The organism is Streptomyces sp. LUP30 (assembly GCF_001746365.1).
Taxonomy (GTDB): Bacteria; Actinomycetota; Actinomycetes; order Streptomycetales; family Streptomycetaceae; genus Streptomyces.
In genome coordinates, this window is the sequence record NZ_MJAJ01000062.1 from 13,320 (window position 1) to 33,234 (window position 19,915).

Annotated in this window: 13 protein-coding genes and 1 pseudogene; 8 read left to right on the top strand and 6 right to left on the bottom strand. The window is 70.4% G+C overall.

Features of this window, described 5'->3' with window-relative positions; genetic code table 11:
- Positions 1-170 precede the first annotated feature (170 nt).
- The 3 genes and pseudogenes from BG482_RS45555 to BG482_RS34930 all read left to right on the top strand — a co-directional run.
- Positions 171-866 (top strand): annotated as a pseudogene (locus BG482_RS45555) (ComF family protein); the annotation flags it as partial.
- Positions 867-1,733: 867 nt separating this feature from the next.
- Complete coding sequence (hpf, locus tag BG482_RS34925; protein WP_069773235.1) at positions 1,734-2,426, top strand: ribosome hibernation-promoting factor, HPF/YfiA family; 693 nt, start codon at positions 1,734-1,736, stop codon at positions 2,424-2,426.
- Positions 2,427-2,630: 204 nt separating this feature from the next.
- The gene (locus tag BG482_RS34930; protein ID WP_069773236.1) at positions 2,631-3,377 is read left to right on the top strand and encodes a response regulator transcription factor; all 747 of its coding nucleotides are present in this window, start codon (positions 2,631-2,633) and stop codon (positions 3,375-3,377) included.
- A 111-nt stretch (positions 3,378-3,488) separates the two neighbouring features.
- On the opposite strand, the gene BG482_RS34935 is transcribed toward BG482_RS34930, so the two are convergent.
- Positions 3,489-4,661 carry a winged helix-turn-helix domain-containing protein gene (locus BG482_RS34935; RefSeq protein WP_069773237.1) on the bottom strand — a complete coding sequence of 391 codons (1,173 nt, stop codon included), beginning with the start codon at positions 4,659-4,661 and terminating at the stop codon, positions 3,489-3,491.
- A 50-nt stretch (positions 4,662-4,711) separates the two neighbouring features.
- Positions 4,712-5,308 (bottom strand): GNAT family N-acetyltransferase, encoded by a 597-nt coding sequence (locus BG482_RS34940; RefSeq protein ID WP_069773238.1) that lies wholly within the window; start codon positions 5,306-5,308, stop codon positions 4,712-4,714.
- Between the two features lie 279 nt (positions 5,309-5,587).
- On the opposite strand from BG482_RS34940, the gene secA reads away from it, so the two are divergent.
- Positions 5,588-8,431 (top strand): preprotein translocase subunit SecA, encoded by a 2,844-nt coding sequence (secA, locus tag BG482_RS34945; protein WP_069773239.1) that lies wholly within the window; start codon positions 5,588-5,590, stop codon positions 8,429-8,431.
- A 141-nt stretch (positions 8,432-8,572) separates the two neighbouring features.
- On the opposite strand, the gene BG482_RS34950 is transcribed toward secA, so the two are convergent.
- Complete coding sequence (locus BG482_RS34950; RefSeq protein ID WP_069773240.1) at positions 8,573-9,172, bottom strand: Rv3235 family protein; 600 nt, start codon at positions 9,170-9,172, stop codon at positions 8,573-8,575.
- A 334-nt stretch (positions 9,173-9,506) separates the two neighbouring features.
- Here BG482_RS34950 and BG482_RS34955 point away from each other — a divergent pair, with 334 nt between their 5' ends.
- Entirely contained in the window at positions 9,507-10,022 is a 516-nt protein-coding gene (locus BG482_RS34955; protein WP_069773241.1) for a hypothetical protein, read from the top strand.
- Between the two features lie 59 nt (positions 10,023-10,081).
- On the top strand, positions 10,082-10,753 hold the full coding sequence (locus tag BG482_RS34960) for an HAD family hydrolase (protein WP_069773242.1): 672 nt from the start codon (positions 10,082-10,084) through the stop codon (positions 10,751-10,753).
- Positions 10,754-10,925: 172 nt separating this feature from the next.
- Here the strand turns inward: BG482_RS34960 and BG482_RS34965 are convergent, their stop codons facing one another.
- Entirely contained in the window at positions 10,926-11,492 is a 567-nt protein-coding gene (locus BG482_RS34965) for a DJ-1/PfpI family protein (RefSeq protein ID WP_069773243.1), read from the bottom strand.
- Between the two features lie 675 nt (positions 11,493-12,167).
- Between BG482_RS34965 and BG482_RS34970 the strand changes: the two genes are divergently transcribed.
- Positions 12,168-17,114 (top strand): NAD-glutamate dehydrogenase, encoded by a 4,947-nt coding sequence (locus BG482_RS34970; RefSeq protein WP_069773244.1) that lies wholly within the window; start codon positions 12,168-12,170, stop codon positions 17,112-17,114.
- A 240-nt stretch (positions 17,115-17,354) separates the two neighbouring features.
- Here BG482_RS34970 and BG482_RS34975 read toward each other — a convergent pair whose 3' ends face one another.
- Both BG482_RS34975 and BG482_RS34980 read right to left on the bottom strand, forming a co-directional pair.
- A complete protein-coding gene (locus tag BG482_RS34975; protein WP_069773245.1) occupies positions 17,355-18,185 on the bottom strand; it encodes an ABC transporter ATP-binding protein in 831 nt (276 codons plus the stop codon).
- Complete coding sequence (locus BG482_RS34980; RefSeq protein ID WP_069773246.1) at positions 18,178-19,095, bottom strand: ABC transporter permease; 918 nt, start codon at positions 19,093-19,095, stop codon at positions 18,178-18,180. Before BG482_RS34980 ends, BG482_RS34975 begins: the two co-directional genes overlap by 8 nt.
- A gap of 170 nt (positions 19,096-19,265) precedes the next feature.
- On the opposite strand from BG482_RS34980, the gene BG482_RS34985 reads away from it, so the two are divergent.
- Positions 19,266-19,913, top strand: a complete 648-nt coding sequence (locus BG482_RS34985) for a TetR/AcrR family transcriptional regulator (protein ID WP_069773247.1) — start codon at positions 19,266-19,268, stop codon at positions 19,911-19,913.
- Positions 19,914-19,915 lie beyond the last annotated feature (2 nt).

Here is a 19,915-nt window from a genome sequence, read left to right on the forward strand (position 1 = left end):
CGAAGCCCTCGCGCCCTTTGCGTTTTGCACGTGCCTCAATTGTCCGCCCGATCGGCTGCGACCGCCTTCCCGACGCCTTCCGACCCCCGGACCCACGTTGTCCACAGCCCGCCCCGGGCGGTTTTCCACAGGGCTGGTGAGCCGCCCCCGCCGCTGGCACAGTGATCTGCGTGGAAGGCGTTCGCAGGTGGTGGCAGGAGCTCGCCGGCCTGGTACTGCCCGGTGAGTGCGGGGGCTGCGGAAGGGCACGGACGGTGCTCTGCCCGCAGTGCCGTACGGCGCTGTGCGGGACCGAGCCGTTCCGGGTGCGGCCCGTGCTCGAACCGCCCGGGCTGCCCGCCGTGCACGCGGCGGCCCACTACGCGGACGAGGTACGGGCAGTGCTGCTGGCCCACAAGGAGCGGGGCGCGCTGGCGCTCGCGCGGCCCCTGGGAGCGGCACTGGCGGGTGCGGTGTGGGCGGGGCTGCGGGAGGCGGAGGAGGGGGTGGAGGGGGTGGGGGAGGGGGAGGGCCCCCAGGAGGGCCCCCGGCCCCCCAACGGCGTCCTCCTCGTCCCCGTCCCCTCCGCACGTGCCGCCGTCCGGGCCCGGGGTCATGATCCTGCGCGGCGTATCGCGCTGGCTGCGGCCGGGGAGTTGCGGCGGAGCGGCGTGCCGGCGCGGGTGGCCGCGGTGCTGCGGCAGCGGCGGCCGGTGGCCGATCAGGCGGGGCTTGACTCCCGGGGGCGGCTGGACAATCTGGTGGGCGCGCTGGCCGTCGTGCCCGGGGGCGTGCGGGTGTTGTGCGGTGCGCCGGTGGTGCTCGTCGACGACCTGGTGACGACGGGCGCTTCGCTGGCGGAGGCGGCTCGTGCGGTGCGGGCGGCGACGGGGGCGGGGATGGGGGCGCCGATGCCGATGCCGGTGCCGACGGGGGCGGGGACGGGTCGGGCTGGTGCGGATGTCCCGACGGGCCTTGCGGGGCGGGGGGTTCGGGATCAGTGGGTGGCGGGCGGGGAACGGCCGGGGCGGCCGGATCGAGCCGGCTCGGAGGACCCGGAGGACCCGGAGGCCCCGGGGGGCTCAGCAGTCCAGTGGGACCCGGTGGGCCCTTCGGTTGCGGTGGACCGGTGGGTCTCGGTGGATCGATCGGGCCCGTCGGCCGGCGTGGCGCAGGTGGGGCGGATGGACGGCGGCGGCGCGGGTACGGGGGGCGTGAGGGACCTCGGGGAGGCGGAGGGTGGGATGTGTGGCGGTGGCGTCGGGGCCGTGTACGCGGGTGTGACTCGGGAAGGCAGAAAGGTGAAGCCGTCCGGTGCGAGGGAGGAAGGTGGAGGCGGCGCCCCGGTGCGGGCGTCGGGTTCGGGCGGTCCGGGTGTCGTGCTGTGCGCGGCCGTTGTCGCTGCACCGCCGGACTCATTCGAAATAAACCGGAACTGATGGAGAACTTGCGTCGTTGCAGGTAATGAGAGAGTCAATTCACCTGAACGGAGGTACGCCGCAGTAGAGGGTGACGACATCCGTCCGGGCGAGATATGTTCGGTTGTGAGGGAAAGCCGCAGGCCACACCTCTCAAATCCGAATGCCGTGCTGCGGGTTTTCGTAATCCCCTGCAGCACCTGGGGTGTAGATCTCGCCCATGGGGGAGGAGGAGGTGGAAGTCACCAAGTCGGAGGTTCCGGTACTCACCGGGACCTGGTGCAAAAGGGAGACGCTCCGCCTGCGAAGCGGAGTGATCCGGGAACGGAGTTCTGCGTGGACATCGTCGTCAAGGGCCGCAAGACCGAGGTGCCCGAGCGGTTCCGCAAGCACGTGGCCGAGAAGCTGAACCTGGAGAAGATCCAGAAGCTCGACGGCAAGGTGATCAGCCTCGACGTCGAGGTGTCCAAGGAGCCCAACCCCCGACAAGCCGACCGGTGCGACCGAGTGGAGATCACGCTCCACTCCCGCGGCCCTGTGATCCGGGCGGAGGCGTCGGCCAGCGACGCGTACGCGGCACTCGACCTGGCTTCGGAGAAGCTGGACGCGCAGCTGCGCAAGCAGCACGACAAGCGATACACGCGCCGCGGTTCCCGCAGGCTGTCCGCGGCCGAGGTTTCCGACCACGTCCCGGGCGTGGCGACGCTCAACGGCGACGGGCAGCCCGTCCCGTCCGGCGAGGCGAACAGCGTGCCGACGAAGAAGATCGGCTCCCTCGAGGTGCAGGGCGACGGCCCCCTCGTGGTGCGCGAGAAGACCCACGTAGCCGCTCCGATGACACTCGACCAGGCCCTCTACGAGATGGAACTGGTCGGACACGACTTCTACCTGTTCGTCGACTCCGAGACGAAGCAGCCCAGCGTCGTCTACCGGCGCCACGCCTACGACTACGGCGTGATCTACCTCGACACCGACCCGATGGTGGCCCAGGCGCACGCACCCGAGGCGGGTGGCACGCTGGGCGGCTGATCCTGCCCGGTGACAGTTGAGCGGTGTGCCCCTGGAGCGCGTGTGCGCCCCCAGGGGCACCCGTGCGCGACCCCCGGGGGCCTCGCTCTGTCGCCGCGTTGTCGTCCGGGCATGGAATCATGGCAGGGCGGCTCAACCGGTGGGTCGTTGCCTTGGGTTGGCGATGGCTCAGGACCACGGCCACAGCCTTCAGGGGGAGGAACGATGGCGGACACCTTCGGACCGATGCGGGACGACGATGCCGACGACGGCGTCGTCGGCATGGGCCCGGACGGGGGCACTTCACGCAAGGAGCCGATCAGGGTTCTTGTCGTGGACGACCATGCTCTGTTCCGCCGGGGACTGGAGATCGTGCTCGCGGCCGAGGAGGACATCCAGGTCGTCGGTGAGGCGGGTGACGGCGCCGAGGCGGTGGACAAGGCGGCCGATCTGCTGCCCGACATCGTGCTGATGGACGTCCGGATGCCCAAGCGCGGCGGTATCGAGGCCTGCACCTCCATCAAGGAGGTGGCCCCAAGCGCGAAGATCATCATGCTGACGATCAGCGACGAGGAGGCCGACCTCTACGAGGCGATCAAGGCGGGTGCGACCGGTTATCTCCTCAAGGAGATCTCCACGGACGAGGTCGCCACGGCGATCCGCGCGGTCGCCGACGGACAGTCGCAGATCAGCCCCTCCATGGCGTCGAAGCTGCTCACCGAGTTCAAGTCGATGATCCAGCGGACGGACGAGCGCAGGCTCGTACCCGCGCCGCGGCTGACGGACCGGGAGCTGGAGGTGCTGAAGCTGGTGGCGACGGGGATGAACAACCGTGACATCGCCAAGGAGTTGTTCATCTCCGAGAACACCGTGAAGAACCATGTCCGCAACATCCTGGAGAAGTTGCAGCTGCACTCCAGGATGGAGGCGGTGGTGTACGCGATGCGGGAGAAGATCCTCGAGATCCGCTGACTCCGGTCCGAGCCGTCTTCGCGGTCCGAGCGGTCCGGGGGCGTGGTGGGGGCGGCGCTCGGTGGCCCCCGGGCCTTCCGGACGGACTGGCCCGAGGGGGAGTCCGGTCGGTCAGGCGAGTGCGCGGGCGAGTTCCCGGCTGAGCGGCTCGCGCAGCTCCGGGGCGTCCACGCGTTCCACGCGTACGTCCGTGCAGTCCACCCAGGTCGCCGCTTCGAGCAGGGCCTGTGCCACCGCCGGGACCGCCTTGGGGCCGTCCAGGGTGACCTGCTTGGCGACCAGGGTGTGTCCCTCGCGCGCCGGGTCCACGCGGCCGACGAGCCTGCCGCCGGCCAGGACGGGCATCGCGAAGTAGCCGTAGACCCGCTTGGGTTTGGGGACGTAGGCCTCCAGGCGGTGGGTGAAGCCGAAGATCCGCTCGGTGCGTGCGCGTTCCCAGACGAGGGAGTCGAAGGGGGACAGGAGTGTCGTGCGGTGGCGGCCGCGCGGGGGTGTGTCCAGGGCCGCGGGGTCGGCCCAGGCGGGCTTGCCCCAGCCTTCGACGGTGACCGGCACCAGGCCCGAGTCGGCGATCACCGCGTCGACCTGTTCGCCCTTGAGCCGGTGGTAGTCGGCGATGTCCGCGCGCGTGCCCACGCCGAGGGACCGGCCGGCCAGGCGGACGAGGCGGCGCAGGCACTCGGCGTCGTCGAGCTCGTCGTGCAGCAGAGCGGCGGGGACGGCTCGTTCGGCGAGGTCGTAGACGCGCTTCCAGCCGCGGCGTTCGACGCAGACCACCTCGCCGTACATCAGGGCGCGTTCCACGGCGACCTTGGTGCCGGACCAGTCCCACCACTCGCTGGTCTTCTTCGCTCCGCCCAAGTCGGTGGCGGTGAGCGGGCCTTCGGCGCGGAGCTGTTTGACGACCTGGTCGTACGTGCCTTCCGGGAGGTCGTGGTTCCAGTGCGGGCGGTTGCGGTAGGCGCGGCGGCGGAAGGCGAAGTGGGGCCATTCCTCGATGGGGAGGATGCAGGCGGCGTGGGACCAGTACTCGAAGGCGTGCGTGTCCTGCCAGTAGGCGTCCTCGACGTTCTTGCGGCCGACGGCGCCCAGGCGGGCGTAGGGGATCAGCTCGTGGGAGCGGGCCAGGACCGAGATGGTGTCGAGTTGGACCGCGCCGAGGTGGCGGAGGACGCCGCGGACGCCGGCCTTGCGGTCGGGCGTGCCGAGGAAGCCCTGTGCCCGTAGGGCGATGCGGCGGGCTTCGTCTGCGGAGAGCTCGGTGGCGGGGCGCGGGGTCGTCATGGCTCGCACGATAGGGGGTGGGTCTGACAGTGCGGGGTGGGCCGGGGGCGTCAGCTTCGGGACGGGGCGGCGGGCGGGGATGCGGGGAGATACGGAGCGGTGGACGGCAGTCCGAGGTCGGAGGGGAGCAGGGCGGCCAGCCAGCAGTCGCGTCGTACGCCCTTGTTGTCGATGGCGGAGCGCAGGGTGCCTTCGGGGGTGAAGCCGGCGTTCTCCGCGACGGCGCGGGAGGCTTCGTTGCCGACCTCGGCCCGCCATTCGACGCGGTCGACGCCGAGGTCGGTGAAGGCCCAGCGGGAGGCGGTGAGGGTGGCCTCGGTGGTGTAGCCGTGGCCTCGGTGCTCCTTGGTCGCCCAGAAGCCGACCTCGGCGGTGCCGGGGGCGCGCATGGTGAGGCTGAGGACGCCGGTGAGGGGGCCGTCGGGGAGGAAGACGCCGAAGGTGAACATGGAGCCGGTGGCCCAGCCCTCGGGGGCGAGCAGTTCGATGAAGCTGCGGGCGTGCTCGCGCAGGTAGGGGGAGGGGATCGTGGTCCAGCGCTGGACGTCGGGGTCCTGGGCGGCGGTGTACACGGCGTCGGTGTCCCGTGGGTCGAGGGGGCGCAGGACCAGGCGGGCGCTGGTGAGGGTGCGGGGGGCGGGCTCCATCGGCCGATTCTGCTCCGGGGCCGTGTCGGACGCCAATGTTTTGCGGTGGGTGAGCGTGTGATCACGATTCGCGCAATTCGTCCGGTGGAGGCGGCACCATCGGCGGCGTCCGGCCGTTGTCCCCTGTGAAGAAGATTTCAGGAGCAGTGCGCAGCAGTGTGCGGTCCTCGTCCCGGCAGGCCTCCCGGCGTGGTGGGGTCCTCGCATACGATGGCCGTTGCTCAGTAAGTCAAAGGAAACCGACCGGCCCAGGCCCGACCGGCAAGGAGACCAACCCCCGTGTCCGTCCTCTCGAAGATCATGCGTGCAGGCGAAGGCAAGATCCTGCGCAAGCTGCACCGCATCGCGGACCAGGTCAACTCCATCGAAGAGGACTTCGTCGACCTCTCCGACGCCGAGCTGCGGGCCCTCACCGAGGAGTACAAGCAGCGGTACGCCGATGGCGAGACCCTGGACGACCTGCTGCCCGAGGCGTTCGCCACCGTGCGTGAGGCCGCCAAGCGCGTCCTCGGTCAGCGTCACTACGACGTGCAGATCATGGGTGGCGCGGCGCTGCACCTCGGCTATGTGGCCGAGATGAAGACCGGCGAGGGCAAGACCCTCGTCGGCACGTTGCCCGCGTATCTGAACGCGCTGTCCGGCAAGGGCGTTCACCTGATCACGGTGAACGACTACCTGGCCGAGCGCGACTCCGAGATGATGGGCCGCGTTCACAAGTTCCTGGGGCTGGAAGTCGGCTGCATCCTGGCCAACATGACGCCGGCCCAGCGGCGTGAGCAGTACGCGTGCGACATCACGTACGGCACCAACAACGAGTTCGGTTTCGACTACCTGCGCGACAACATGGCGTGGGCGCAGGACGAGCTGGTGCAGCGCGGTCACAACTTCGCCATCGTCGACGAGGTGGACTCGATCCTGGTCGACGAGGCGCGTACGCCGCTGATCATCTCGGGTCCGGCCGACCAGGCCACGAAGTGGTACGGCGACTTCGCCAAGCTGGTGACGCGGCTGAAGAAGGGTGAGGCCGGCAACCCGCTCAAGGGCATCGAGGAGACCGGCGACTACGAGGTCGACGAGAAGAAGCGCACGGTCGCCATTCACGAGGTGGGTGTCAGCAAGGTCGAGGACTGGCTGGGCATCGACAACCTCTACGAGTCGGTGAACACCCCTCTGGTGGGCTACCTGAACAACGCCATCAAGGCGAAGGAGCTCTTCAAGAAGGACAAGGACTACGTCGTCATGGACGGCGAAGTCATGATCGTCGACGAGCACACCGGGCGCATCCTCGCCGGCCGCCGTTACAACGAGGGCATGCACCAGGCGATCGAGGCGAAGGAAGGGGTGGACATCAAGGACGAGAACCAGACGCTCGCCACGATCACCCTGCAGAACTTCTTCCGCCTCTACAAGCGGCACAACCACGACGGCAAGGAGCAGCCCGGCCTCTGCGGCATGACCGGTACGGCCATGACCGAGGCCGCGGAGTTCCACCAGATCTACAAGCTCGGCGTGGTGCCGATCCCGACGAACCGGCCGATGGTCCGCAAGGACCAGTCGGACCTGATCTACCGGACCGAGGTCGCGAAGTTCGAGGCGGTCGTCGACGACATCGCCGAGAAGCACGAGAAGGGTCAGCCGATCCTCGTCGGCACGACGTCGGTCGAGAAGTCCGAGTACCTGTCGCAGCAGCTGTCCAAGCGGGGCATCCAGCACGAGGTGCTGAACGCCAAGCACCACGAGCGTGAGGCGTCGATCGTCGCTCAGGCGGGCCGCAAGGGCGCCGTGACGGTCGCCACCAACATGGCCGGTCGTGGTACGGACATCAAGCTCGGCGGCAACCCGGACGACCTCGCCGAGGCGGAGCTGCGTCAGCGGGGTCTGGACCCCGAGGAGCACATTGAGGAGTGGGCGCAGGCTCTGCCCGCCGCTCTGGAGAAGGCCGAGCAGGCGGTCAAGGCCGAGTTCGAAGAGGTCAAGGAGCTCGGCGGTCTCTACGTCCTGGGCACCGAGCGGCACGAGTCGCGTCGTATCGACAACCAGCTGCGCGGTCGTTCGGGCCGTCAGGGCGACCCGGGGGAGTCCCGGTTCTATCTGTCGCTGGGTGACGACCTGATGCGGTTGTTCAAGGCGCAGATGGTCGAGCGTGTGATGTCGATGGCGAACGTGCCGGACGACGTGCCGATCGAGAACAAGATGGTCACGCGGGCGATCGCGTCGGCGCAGTCCCAGGTGGAGCAGCAGAACTTCGAGACGCGTAAGAACGTTCTGAAGTACGACGAGGTTCTCAACCGGCAGCGTGAGGTCATCTACGGCGAGCGCCGTCGGGTCCTGGAGGGTGAGGACCTGCAGGAGCAGATCCACCACTTCATGGACGACACGATCGACGCGTATGTCGGCGCGGAGACCGCCGAGGGCTTCCCCGAGGACTGGGACCTGGACCGGCTGTGGGGCGCTTTCAAGCAGCTCTACCCGGTGAAGGTCACCGTGGAGGAGCTGGAGGAGGCGGCCGGAGACCGGGCGGGGCTGACGGCCGAGTTCATCTCCGAGTCCATCAAGGACGACATCCGCGAGCAGTACGAGTCGCGGGAGTCGCAGCTCGGCTCGGAGATCATGCGTGAGCTGGAGCGCCGGGTCGTGCTGTCGGTGCTGGACCGCAAGTGGCGCGAGCACCTGTACGAGATGGACTACCTCCAGGAGGGCATCGGTCTGCGTGCGATGGCGCAGAAGGACCCGTTGGTGGAGTACCAGCGTGAGGGCTTCGACATGTTCTCCGCGATGATGGACGGCATCAAGGAGGAGTCCGTCGGCTATCTGTTCAACCTGGAGGTCCAGGTCGAGCAGCAGGTCGAGGAGGTCCCGGTGCTGGACGCCGAGCCGGTCGACATGGACAAGCAGGACGTGGTGCCGGCGCAGGCGGGTTCGCGTCCGGAGATCCGTGCGAAGGGGCTGGACGCTCCGCAGCGTCGTCAGCTGCACTTCTCGGCGCCGACGGTGGACGGCGAGGGCGGCACGATCGAGGGCGACTTCGAGGACGACGAGGAGCCGGTGCGTTCGGAGGCCGACGGTCTCACGCGCGCGGAGCGTCGCAAGCAGGCGAAGGCCGGGCGGCGTCGCAAGAAGTAGTCGTGGAGCGCCTGCCCGGAGCGTTCTGGCCGGGTGGTGTGTGAGGGGTCGCGCAGCGGCTCGAGGGGCCGGGTCACCTGGGGTGGCCCGGCCCCCTCGTGTGTGGGTCCGTTCGGTCGTCCGGGGTGTCGTCCGGGGCGTTCAGTCGTCCTGGGCGGGGGTCCGGCGGTGGCCGTCGAGTTCGACGGCGGTGCAGCGCCAGCGGCGGTCCCTGCCGAGTTCCAGGCGGAAGGCCATGGCGCGCAGGCGGTCGCCGGCGCCGATCCGGGCGAAGGCCTCGATGGCGCCGGGGCGGGGGACGTAGTAGCCGATGTCGCGGACGACGGGTTGCGTGCCGTGGGCGGTGCGCAGGGGGCCGCGTTCGGCGAGGTGTGCCAGGTCGTCGTAGGCGGCGCCGAGGGTGTGCCGCAGCATGTAGTGAACGGGGCGTCGGCCGCTCAGGACCGCGAGGAGCCGGTCGGCGAAGAGGTCGGTGGGGCGGGGCTGGGAGAGCGGGCGGCCTTGGGCCTGGGGGTTCGGCGGTCGGCGGTCGGCGGGACGGGTGGAGGGTCCGGCGCCGGGCGGACCGGGCGGGCGGCCGTCGGCGGGAGCCGTCCGCGGGGAGCCGCCGCCGGGGGTGYGCGGGGGTGTGCCTGCGGGGCGGCGGGTGTCACGACGGCCGGGCGGGCGGGCGCCTGCGGGGCGGGCGCCGGGCGGGCGGGAGCCGGGGTGGTGCTGCGTCCTCGTCATGACTTTGTCCATGGGGGTCCCCGTTCGGTGGGCCCGGCTCTACCGGGCGGTAACCTGCCGTTGTGGATCTTGTACGGGGTCCCGGTCCGTGACGGCAAGCGGACGGTGCGCCCGTGTCGAGGGCTCGCGAAGTTCACCTATCAGGGGCGGTCCGGGGTGTCCGGAGGCCGGTTTCTCGGGGTCGGCCCGGGTGAGTTCCGGGGTGTCGGGTCGACGTCCGCGCGGGGGTGGGCGGGGGCCCGAAAGGGGACGCCCGCACGTATCCTGAAGGCCCCCGGGGAGGCGCGCAGCCGTCCCCTCGGAGGCGCCGAGTCCGATCCACCGACCACGAAATGAGCGGCCCGCCATGCGCGTCTACGTCCCCCTGACCCTCCCCGGTCTCGCCGAGGCGCACAAGACGGGTGAGCTGGGGGCCGAGCCGACCGTCGCGTACGCCGTCACGCCCGCGCTGCGCGAGTGGTACCTCTCCGACGACATCGAGGAGCTGGAGTACGCGGCGCTCAGCAGGGCCGCCCTCGCCTCCCTGCGGCTGCTGGCGGCGGACCCGGGCGTCCCGCGGCGCCGCGTCGTGGTCGCGGTGGACGTCCCCGACCGCGCGGCCGCCGTGGACCCCGACCGGGGGCTCGATCCGGCGGCGCTGGGCGAGGTGCGGGTGACGGGCGTCGTGCGGCTGGCCAAGGCGGCCGCGGTGCACGTCGACGCAGGGGACGCGGAGGGGGACGTCACCGCGGCGGCGCAGGCCCTCGCGGCGGCGGACGGCGGGGACGACGACGCGCAGTTCGTCGTGGACGGGGCCGAGGACCACGAACTGCTGTGGTTCGCCCCGCAGGAGATCCCGAACCTGCTGGGCTCGGGCGACTGAGAACGCCGCCTGCGCGGCCGCTCACTTGACTGTCGGTGGTGGCGGGTACGTTTGCAGGTATGGGGAAGCACGAAGCGGCGCACATCGTCTGGGACTGGAACGGGACGCTGTTCCACGACAACGACGCGATCGTCGGGGCCACGAACGCGGCGTTCGTCGAGCTGGGCCTGGCACCGATCCCGCTGGAGCAGTACCGGGCGCTGTACTGCGTGCCGGTGCCGAAGTTCTACGAGCGGCTGCTGGGAAGGCTGCCCACCGACGCCGAGTGGGAGGTCATGGACGGGGTCTTCCACCGGTACTACGCCGAGCACCGGGTGCGGTGCAGGCTGACCGAGGGCGCGGTCGAACTGCTCGCGGGGTGGCGCTCGGCGGGGCACAGCCAGTCCTTGCTGAGCATGTACGGGCACGATGAACTCGTCCCGCTGGTGCGCGGCTTCGGGATCGAGTCGCACTTCGTCCGGGTGGACGGGCGGACCGGGCCCTCCGGGGGCAGCAAGGCCGAGCACATGGTGCGGCACCTGCGGGAGCTCACCGGGGTCGAGCCGGCGCGCACCGTCGTGATCGGGGACGCCGCCGACGACGCGGTGGCCGCGTTGCACGTCGGGGCGCGGGCCGTGCTGTACACCGGCGGGTCGCACAGCCGGGCCAGCCTGGAGGGCGTCGGGGTGCCGGTGGTGGACACGCTGGGCGAGGCCGTGGAGCTCGCGGGCCGTCTGGCCGCGGCCGCGTGACACACGTCGAGGCGGCTTTGGCCGGGCCGGCTGGACACGACTGCGGGGTCCGTCCGGCCTGAGCCGCCGGTCGGGCCTGGCGGCGGGGACCGGTGGCGGCCGCGGCGGCCGGCAGCAGGGCGGCCGGACCACCCACGTCGGTTCGGCCCAGGTCGGTTCGGCCCGGTTCGGCTCAGGTCGCCGGGGCCTTCGCGCGCAGTACCGTCAGGAACTCGCGCATCCAGGCCGGGTGGTCGGGCCAGGCACGCGCGGACACGAGGGCGCCGTCGACCACCGCCTCGGCGTCCTGGAAGGTCGCCCCGGCCGACTGCATGTCGATCTCCAGCGCCGGATAGGCGGTGACGCGCCGGCCGCGGAGGGCGTCGGCGGCCGCGGTGAGCAGGGGACCGTGGCAGATCTGGGCGACGGGTTTGTCGGCGTCGAAGAACGACTTGAGGATCTTGCGGAGCTCGGGGTCGTTGCGCAGGTACTCCGGCGCGCGGCCGCCGGGGATGACGACGGCGGCGTACGCACCGGGGTCGACCTCGGAGAAGGCGAGGTCGGCGGGCCAGGTGTATCCGGGTTTCTCGGTGTAGGTGTCGAAGCCGGGTTCGAAGTCGTGGACGACGAACCGGAGCTTCTTGCGGGCGGGCGCGGCGATGTGGACCTCGTAGCCCTCCTCGCGGAGGCGTTGGTAGGGGTAGAGGACTTCCAGGGATTCCGCCGCGTCGCCGGTGACGATGAGGATCTTCTCGGTCATGGTGGACGGCTCCTCTCGGGCGGGCGCTGTCATGGACAACGTGCCTCCGGCGGGTGGGTCTGCCAAGAGGGGGCGTTCCCAGCCTCCCGCGGGTCCGGGCCGGCGTCGACTTTTCCGACCGCTCCCTCTCGCGCCTCCTCCTCGCCCCGCCGTCCCGCCGTTTCGCCGCCCCGCCGTTTCGCCGCCCCGCCGCCCCGCCGTCCCCGTTCGTCCCACGGGTCCCCATAGCCGTCCGACCGGCTTCGCGAGCTGTGCAGAACGTCAAAGTTCCGACCCGCCTTTTGTACACATACGGCTCATGACGGCGGCCCGGTGGGGAGCGATAGCCTTGTGGCGTGATCAGCGCGATAGCTCGCGGGGGCACTGCCGCCCCCGCCTTGCGCCCGGCGTGTGCGGACCATCTCCGCTACCGGGCGGCGGTCGCTGATCGGCGCGGGCGGGACGGGGTCGCAAGGGACCCCGGAGCGGCGTGCACACCCGGGACGCAGGCGACGCGGAGAGCAGCGTCACACCCCGGAGTGGTGCCGAGAATGGCTGATAACCCCCCGCTCGTCTCACCTTGCGGCATAGCGTCGGAGCAGTCCGGAGATCCCGGGCCGTGGCGTCGAGTCGCAGGGGAAGAGCCCGTACTTCCTTCTACGTCACGCAACGGCGCGCGACAGGAGTCAGAGGACAATGCAGACCAAGCTGGACGAAGCCAAGGCCGAGCTGCTCGAGAGGGCGGCGCGGGTCGCTGAGAACAGCCCGGTCGGGGGGCACCTACCGACTGGGACGACGGGCGAGGGCACTCCGGGGACCCCGGACCACGCCGCCCTCCTCGCGTTCCTCCATCGCTACTACCTGCACACCGCGCCGGAGGACCTGAGCGGCCGCGACCCGGTCGACGTCTTCGGAGCCGCGCTGTCGCACTACCGGCTGGCCGAGAGCCGTCCGCAGGGCACCGCCAACGTGCGGGTCCACACGCCCACCGTCGAGGAGAACGGGTGGACGTGCAGCCACTCCGTCGTCGAGGTGGTCACCGACGACATGCCGTTCCTCGTCGACTCGGTCACCAACGAGCTGACCCGTCAGGGCCGGGGCATCCACGTCGTCATCCATCCGCAGGTCGTCGTGCGGCGCGATGTGGCCGGCAGGCTGATCGAGGTGCTCAGCGTCCCGCCCGTGGCCGGGGACCTGCCGCACGACGGGCACGTCGAGTCCTGGATCCACGTCGAGATCGACCGGGAGACCGACCGGGCCGACCTGAAGCAGATCACCGCCGACCTGCTGCGCGTCCTGTCCGACGTCCGGGAGGCCGTCGAGGACTGGGAGAAGATGCGGGACACCGCGCTGCGGGTCGCCGACGAGCTCCCGGCGGAGCCCGTGCCCGGCGATCTGGAGCGGCCCGACGTCGACGAGGCCCGCGAGCTGCTGCGCTGGCTGGCCGCCGACCACTTCACCTTCCTCGGCTACCGCGAGTACCAGCTGCGCGGGGACGACTCCCTCGCCGCCGTCCCGGGGACCGGGCTCGGCATCCTGCGTTCCGACCCGCATCACGCCGACGGCGACGCCCACCCCGTCAGCCCCTCCTTCGAGCGGCTTCCGGCGGACGCCCGCGCCAAGGCGCGTGAGCACAAGCTGCTGGTGCTGACCAAGGCGAACAGCCGGGCCACCGTGCACCGGCCGTCCTACCTCGACTACGTCGGGGTCAAGAAGTTCGACGCCGACGGGAACGTCGTCGGCGAGCGGCGGTTCCTGGGGCTCTTCTCCTCCGCCGCCTACACCGAGTCCGTGTCGCGCGTGCCGGTGGTGCGGCGCAAGGTCCAGGCCGTGCTGAAGGGCGCCGGGTTCTCTCCCAACAGCCACGACGGGCGCGACCTGCTCCAGATCATGGAGACCTATCCGCGCGACGAGCTCTTCCAGACGCCGGTGGACGAACTGCGCGCCATCGTCACCAGCGTGCTGTACCTGCAGGAGCGGCGGCGGCTGCGGCTCTATCTGCGCCAGGACGAGTACGGGCGCTACTACTCCGCGCTCGTCTACCTGCCCCGCGACCGCTACACGACAGGCGTGCGGCTGCGGATCATCGACATCCTCAAGGAGGAGCTCGGCGGGACGAGCGTCGACTTCACCGCGTGGAACACCGAGTCCATCCTGTCGCGGCTGCACTTCGTGGTCCGCGTCCCGCAGGGCACCGAGCTGCCGGAGCTGTCCGACGCCGACAAGGAGCGCATCGAGGCGCGACTGGTGGAGGCGGCGCGGTCCTGGGCGGACGCGTTCTCCGAGGCGCTCAACGCCGAACTCGGCGAGGAGCGGGCGGCGGAGCTCTCGCGTCGCTACGGCGGCGCCTTCCCCGAGGGCTACAAGGCCGACCACACCCCGCGTGCCGCGGTCTCCGACCTGGTCCACCTGGAGCGGCTCGGCGAGGAGCAGAGCTTCTCGCTCAGCCTGTACGAGCCGGTGGGCGCGGCTCCCGACGAGCGCCGCTTCAAGATCTACCGCAAGGGCGACGCGATCTCCCTGTCCGCGGTGCTGCCGGTGCTGAACCGGCTCGGCGTCGAGGTGATCGACGAGCGGCCCTACGAGCTGCGCTGCTCCGACCGCACCCACGCCTGGATCTACGACTTCGGCCTGCGCATCCCCAAGGCGCTGGCCGGCCCCGGCGGCGACTTCCTCGGCGACGACGGGCGTGAGCGGTTCCAGGAGGCGTTCTCCGCGACCTGGACCGGCAAGGCGGAGAACGACGGGTTCAACGCGCTGGTGCTCGGCGCCGGGCTGGACTGGCGGCAGGCGACGGTGCTGCGCGCGTACGCCAAGTACCTGCGGCAGGCCGGTTCCACCTTCAGCCAGGACTACATGGAGGACACCCTCCGCACGAACGTCCACACCACGCGGCTGCTCGTGTCGTTGTTCGAGGCGCGGATGTCGCCCGACCGGCAGCGCGCCGGGCTCGAGATCGTCGACGCCCTCCTGGAGGAGCTCGAAGCGGCGCTCGACCAGGTCGCCTCGCTCGACGAGGACCGGATCCTGCGCTCGTTCCTGACGGTCATCAAGGCGACCCTGCGCACGAACTTCTTCCAGCGGCGCGCGGACGGCCGGCCGCACGACTACGTGTCGATGAAGTTCGACCCGCAGGCCATCCCGGACCTGCCGGCGCCCCGGCCGGCGTTCGAGATCTGGGTGTACTCGCCGCAGGTGGAGGGCGTGCACCTGCGCTTCGGGAAGGTCGCGCGCGGCGGTCTGCGCTGGTCCGACCGGCGTGAGGACTTCCGTACGGAGGTCCTCGGCCTGGTCAAGGCGCAGATGGTGAAGAACACCGTCATCGTGCCGGTCGGCGCCAAGGGCGGCTTCGTCGCCAAGCAGCTGCCCGACCCGGCGGTGGACCGCGACGCGTGGCTCGCCGAGGGCATCGCCAGCTACAAGACGTTCATCTCGGCGCTGCTCGACATCACCGACAACATGATCGGCGGCGAGGTCGTGCCGCCGGCCGACGTCGTGCGGCACGACGAGGACGACACCTACCTGGTGGTCGCCGCCGACAAGGGCACCGCGACGTTCTCCGACATCGCCAACGAGGTCGCCCAGTCCTACGACTTCTGGCTCGGGGACGCCTTCGCCTCCGGCGGCTCGGCCGGCTACGACCACAAGGGCATGGGGATCACCGCCCGCGGCGCCTGGGAGTCGGTGAAGCGCCACTTCAAGGAACTGGGCGTGAACACGCAGACCGAGGACTTCACGGTCGTCGGCATCGGCGACATGTCCGGTGACGTGTTCGGCAACGGCATGCTGCTCAGCGAGCACATCCGGCTCGTCGCCGCCTTCGACCACCGGCACATCTTCATCGACCCCGAGCCCGACGCGGCGACCTCCTACGCCGAGCGCCGCCGGCTGTTCGAGCTGCCCCGTTCCAGCTGGGCCGACTACGACACCTCGCTGCTGTCGTCCGGCGGCGGGATCTTCCCCCGCACCGCCAAGGCGATCCCCGTCAACGCGCACGTCCGCGCGGCCCTCGGCATCGAGGCGGGCGTCGCCAAGCTCACCCCGGCCGACCTGATGAAGGCGATCCTGCGGGCGCCGGTGGACCTGCTGTGGAACGGCGGCATCGGCACGTACGTGAAGTCCTCCACGGAGTCGAACGCGGACGTCGGCGACAAGGCCAACGACCCGATCCGGGTGGACGGCGCCGATCTGCGCGTCAAGGTCGTCGGCGAGGGCGGCAACCTGGGCCTGACCCAGCTCGGCCGCATCGAGTTCGCCCGGCTCGGCGGCAGGATCAACACCGACGCCATCGACAACAGTGCGGGCGTGGACACCTCCGACCACGAGGTGAACATCAAGATCCTGCTCAACGGTCTGGTGACCGAGGGCGACATGACCGTCAAGCAGCGCAACAAGCTGCTCGCGGAGATGACCGACGAGGTAGGCGCGCTCGTCCTGCGCAACAACTACGCGCAGAACACCGCGATCGCCAACGCCCTCGCCCAGTCCAAGGACATGCTCCACGCCCAGCAGCGCTTCATGCGCCACCTGGTCCGCGAGGGGCACCTGGACCGCGCCCTGGAGTTCCTGCCCACCGACCGGCAGATCCGTGAGCGGCTGAGCGCCGGCCAGGGCCTGACCGGTCCGGAGACGGCCGTCCTGCTGGCGTACACCAAGATCACGGTGTCGGACGAGCTGTTGCACACCTCGCTGCCCGACGACGACTACCTGCGCGGCCTGCTGCACACGTACTTTCCGACGGCGCTGCGCGAGCGGTTCCCCGAGGCCATCGACAGCCACCCGCTGCGCCGGGAGATCACCACGACCGTCCTGGTCAACGACACGGTCAACACGGGCGGTACGACGTATCTGCACCGGCTGCGCGAGGAGACGGGCGCCTCGCTCGAGGAGATCGTGCGGGCGCAGACCGCGGCCCGGGCGATCTTCCGCGCGGCGCCGGTGTGGGACGCGGTGGAGGCCCTCGACAACCAGGTCGAGGCCGATGTGCAGACCCGGATCCGGCTGCACTCGCGGCGGCTCGTCGAGCGCGGGACGCGCTGGCTGCTGAACAACCGGCCGCAGCCGCTGCAGCTCGCGGAGACGGTCGGGTTCTTCGCCGAGCGCGTCGAGCTGGTGTGGTCGCAGCTGACGAAGCTGATGCGGGGCGCGGACCTGGAGTGGTGGCAGCGCATCTACGACGAGCTGACCGCCGCGGGCGTCCCGGACGAGCTGGCGACCCGGGTGGCCGGGTTCTCCTCGGCGTTCCCGGCGCTGGACATCGTCTCGGTGGCCGACCGCATGGGCAAGGACCCGCTGGACGTCGCCGAGGTCTACTACGACCTCGCCGACCGGCTGCGCATCACCCAGCTGATGGACCGCATCATCGAGCTGCCGCGCGCCGACCGCTGGCAGTCCATGGCCCGCGCGTCCATCCGCGAGGACCTGTACGCGGCGCACGCGGCGCTGACGGCCGACGTCCTGGCGGTCGGCAACGGTACTTCGACACCCGAGCAGCGCTTCAAGGCGTGGGAGGAGAAGAACGCGGCGATCCTGGGCCGGGCGCGCACCACGCTGGAGGAGATCCAGACGTCGGAGACGTTCGACCTGGCCAACCTGTCGGTGGCCATGCGGACCATGCGCACACTCCTGCGGACGCACTCGTAGGCGTCGTAGCGGTACATGCCGTCCGCCGGCCCGAGTCCCTGTCGATCTGAGCGGTAGCTAAGGCAGAAGGCAGAAGGCACCACACGAGAAGGGCGCCCCCCGGGAATCGGGGGGCGCCCTTCTCGGCTGTGCACGGTGTGGCATGTGCTCGGGGTCGGGGCGGGCTGCCGCGCCTGCGCCGCCTGCTCTTCGGCTACGGCACGGCGGGCCCGGCCTCGGGCCGCCCGTTGCGCGTTGCGGCTACTTCGCCTTCTTCTTGCCGCTGGTGAACTCCTCGTAGGCTTCGAGGACCTCTTCCGTGGGGCCGTCCATGCGCAGTTCGCCGCGCTCCAGCCACAGCACGCGGTCGCAGGTGTCGCGGATCGCGGCGTTGCTGTGGCTGACCAGGAAGACGGTGCCGGCGTGCTGGCGCATCTCCTGGATGCGCTCCGCCGAGCGCGCCTGGAACCGCGCGTCACCGGTGGACAGGGCCTCGTCGATGAGCAGCACGTCGTGGTCCTTGGCGGCGGCGATGGAGAAGCGCAGCCGGGAGCCCATGCCGGAGGAGTAGGTGCGCATGGGCAGGGAGATGAAGTCGCCCTTCTCGTTGATGCCGGAGAAGTCGACGATCTCCTGGTAGCGCGCCTTGATCTCCGCGGGCGTCATGCCCATGGCCAGGCCGCCGAGGTAGACGTTGCGTTCGCCGGTCAGGTCGCCCATGAGCGCCGCGTTGACGCCGAGGAGCGAGGGCTGGCCGTCGGTGTAGATCTTGCCGTTCTCCACGGGCTGCAGGCCCGCGATGCCCTTGAGCAGGGTCGACTTGCCGGAGCCGTTGGTGCCGATGAGGCCGACCGCTTCGCCCTTGTAGGCGACGAAGCTGACGTTCTTGACGGCGTGCACCGTGCGCATGCCCGAGGCCTTCTCGGCCTGCTTGGGGCGCAGGATGCGGTTGAGGGCGGCGGTGGCGCTGCCCCGGCCGCTGCCGGTGCCGTTGATCCGGTAGACGATGTCGACGCCGTCGACGATGACGGTGGGAGCCCGCTCGTCGACGGGCTCGGTGAGCGCGGTGTGCGTTGCGTTGTCCTCAGCCACGGCCGTACGTCTCCTCAGCCTTCCAGAAGTAGATGAAGCCGCCGACGCCTGCGACCACGGCCCAGCCGGTCGCGACCAGCCACACGTGGGGCGGCAGCTGACTGGCGTGGAAGGTGTCGATGAGGGCGAAGCGCATCAGGTCGATGTAGACGGCCGCGGGGTTGGCCCGCAGGGCGTCGGCGACCCAGGACGGCATGCCGTGGTGCTTGGAGATGAGGTTGTCGATGCTCCACATGACGCCCGAGATGTACATCCAGGTGCGCAGGATGAACGGCATCAGCTGGGCGATGTCCGGCGTGCTCGCGCCGAGCCGGGCCAGGATCATCGAGACGCCCGCGTTGAAGACGAACTGCAGCGTCAGGGCCGGCAGGACGAGGATCCAGGAGGGGGCCGGCGGCACGCCCACCGCGAACAGGATGATCAGCAGGGCGGCCATGGAGAACAGCAACTGCTGGAGCTGCTGCAGACAGAACGAGATCGGCAGCGTGGCCCGGGGGAAGTGCAGCGCCCGCACCAGGCCGATGCTGCCGGAGATGGCCCGGGTGCCCGCCATGATCGAGCTCTGCGTGAACGTCCAGACGAACACGCCCGTGACCAGGAAGGGGATGAAGTCCGCCACGCCCTTCTTGGTCTCCAGCAGGACGCCGAAGATGAAGTAGTACACCGCCGCGTTCAGCAGGGGGGTCATCACCTGCCAGACCTGCCCGAGCTTCGCCTGGCTGTACTGGGCGGTGAGCTTGGCGGTGGCGAACGCGGTGATGAAGTGGCGGCGCGCCCAGAGCTGGCGGATGTACTCCGGCAGGGGAGGACGGGCGCCGCTGACCGCGAGGCCGTACCTCTCGGCGAGGGCCGCGAGGTCGCCGTGGCCGTGGGCCGGTGTCTTGGGCGGTGTGTGGAGGACCTGACTCACATCCGCTGCTTTCACTCGGGGGAGGGGGGTGCGTGCGGTGGTTCCGAAGTCGTCCGACATTTTCTCACGCATCTCTTCACGTTTTCTCACGTCGGGACGGGTCCGTATCGTCGCAACGTGAGAGTAGGCCGAATTGACGTCGGGACGCAACCGTTTCGTCGTAACGCCCTATGCTGGTTCGCATGACGACTGACGCGACGAACACCGACGGACCCCAGGTGCGCCCGCGTCGCAGGGCCCCCGCCGGCGCGGCCGTGCTGCGTGAGGATGTGACGGAAGCCATCCGGGCCGCCGTGTTCGAGGAGCTCGCGACCGTCGGTTATGCGCGGATGTCCATCGAGGGCATCGCCCGCCGCGCCGGTGTCGGCAAGACCGCGGTGTACCGGCGCTGGCGCTCCAAGCTGCACCTGGTCCTCGACATCGTCTCGGTGATCGCCGTGCAGGGCCTGCCCGCCCCGGAGACGGGCAGTCTGGAGGGCGATCTGCGCATGCTGTACGAGGTGACCTCACGGGCGCTGCGCCACCCGGTGGCCTCGCAGATCATCCCCGACCTCCAGGCCGAGGCGGCCCGCAACCCCGACATCGCCGACGCGTTGCAGAAGGCGCTGAAGGAGGGGCAGGAGGAGGTCGCCCTGAAGATCGTGGCGGCGGCCGAGCGGCGCGGCGAGATCCGTGCCGGACTGAACGAGGAGCTGGCGCTCGACCTCATCTCCGGTCCGCTGTACTGGCGTTCGGTCGTGATCCGCAGCCCGAAGCTGCCCAAGGGGTATCTGGGCGCGCTGGCCCGGGCGACCACGGCGGCGATCAAGGCGCTGTAGGC

Coding starts and splice junctions, on each gene's coding strand:
- BG482_RS34930 (WP_069773236.1), top strand. CDS start 2,631: ATGGCGGACACCTTCGGACCGATGCGGGACGACGATGCCGACGACGGC.
- BG482_RS34935 (WP_069773237.1), bottom strand. CDS start 4,661: ATGACGACCCCGCGCCCCGCCACCGAGCTCTCCGCAGACGAAGCCCGC.
- BG482_RS34940 (WP_069773238.1), bottom strand. CDS start 5,308: ATGGAGCCCGCCCCCCGCACCCTCACCAGCGCCCGCCTGGTCCTGCGC.
- BG482_RS34955 (WP_069773241.1), top strand. CDS start 9,507: ATGCGCGTCTACGTCCCCCTGACCCTCCCCGGTCTCGCCGAGGCGCAC.
- BG482_RS34960 (WP_069773242.1), top strand. CDS start 10,082: ATGGGGAAGCACGAAGCGGCGCACATCGTCTGGGACTGGAACGGGACG.
- BG482_RS34965 (WP_069773243.1), bottom strand. CDS start 11,492: ATGACCGAGAAGATCCTCATCGTCACCGGCGACGCGGCGGAATCCCTG.
- BG482_RS34970 (WP_069773244.1), top strand. CDS start 12,168: ATGCAGACCAAGCTGGACGAAGCCAAGGCCGAGCTGCTCGAGAGGGCG.
- BG482_RS34985 (WP_069773247.1), top strand. CDS start 19,266: ATGCTGGTTCGCATGACGACTGACGCGACGAACACCGACGGACCCCAG.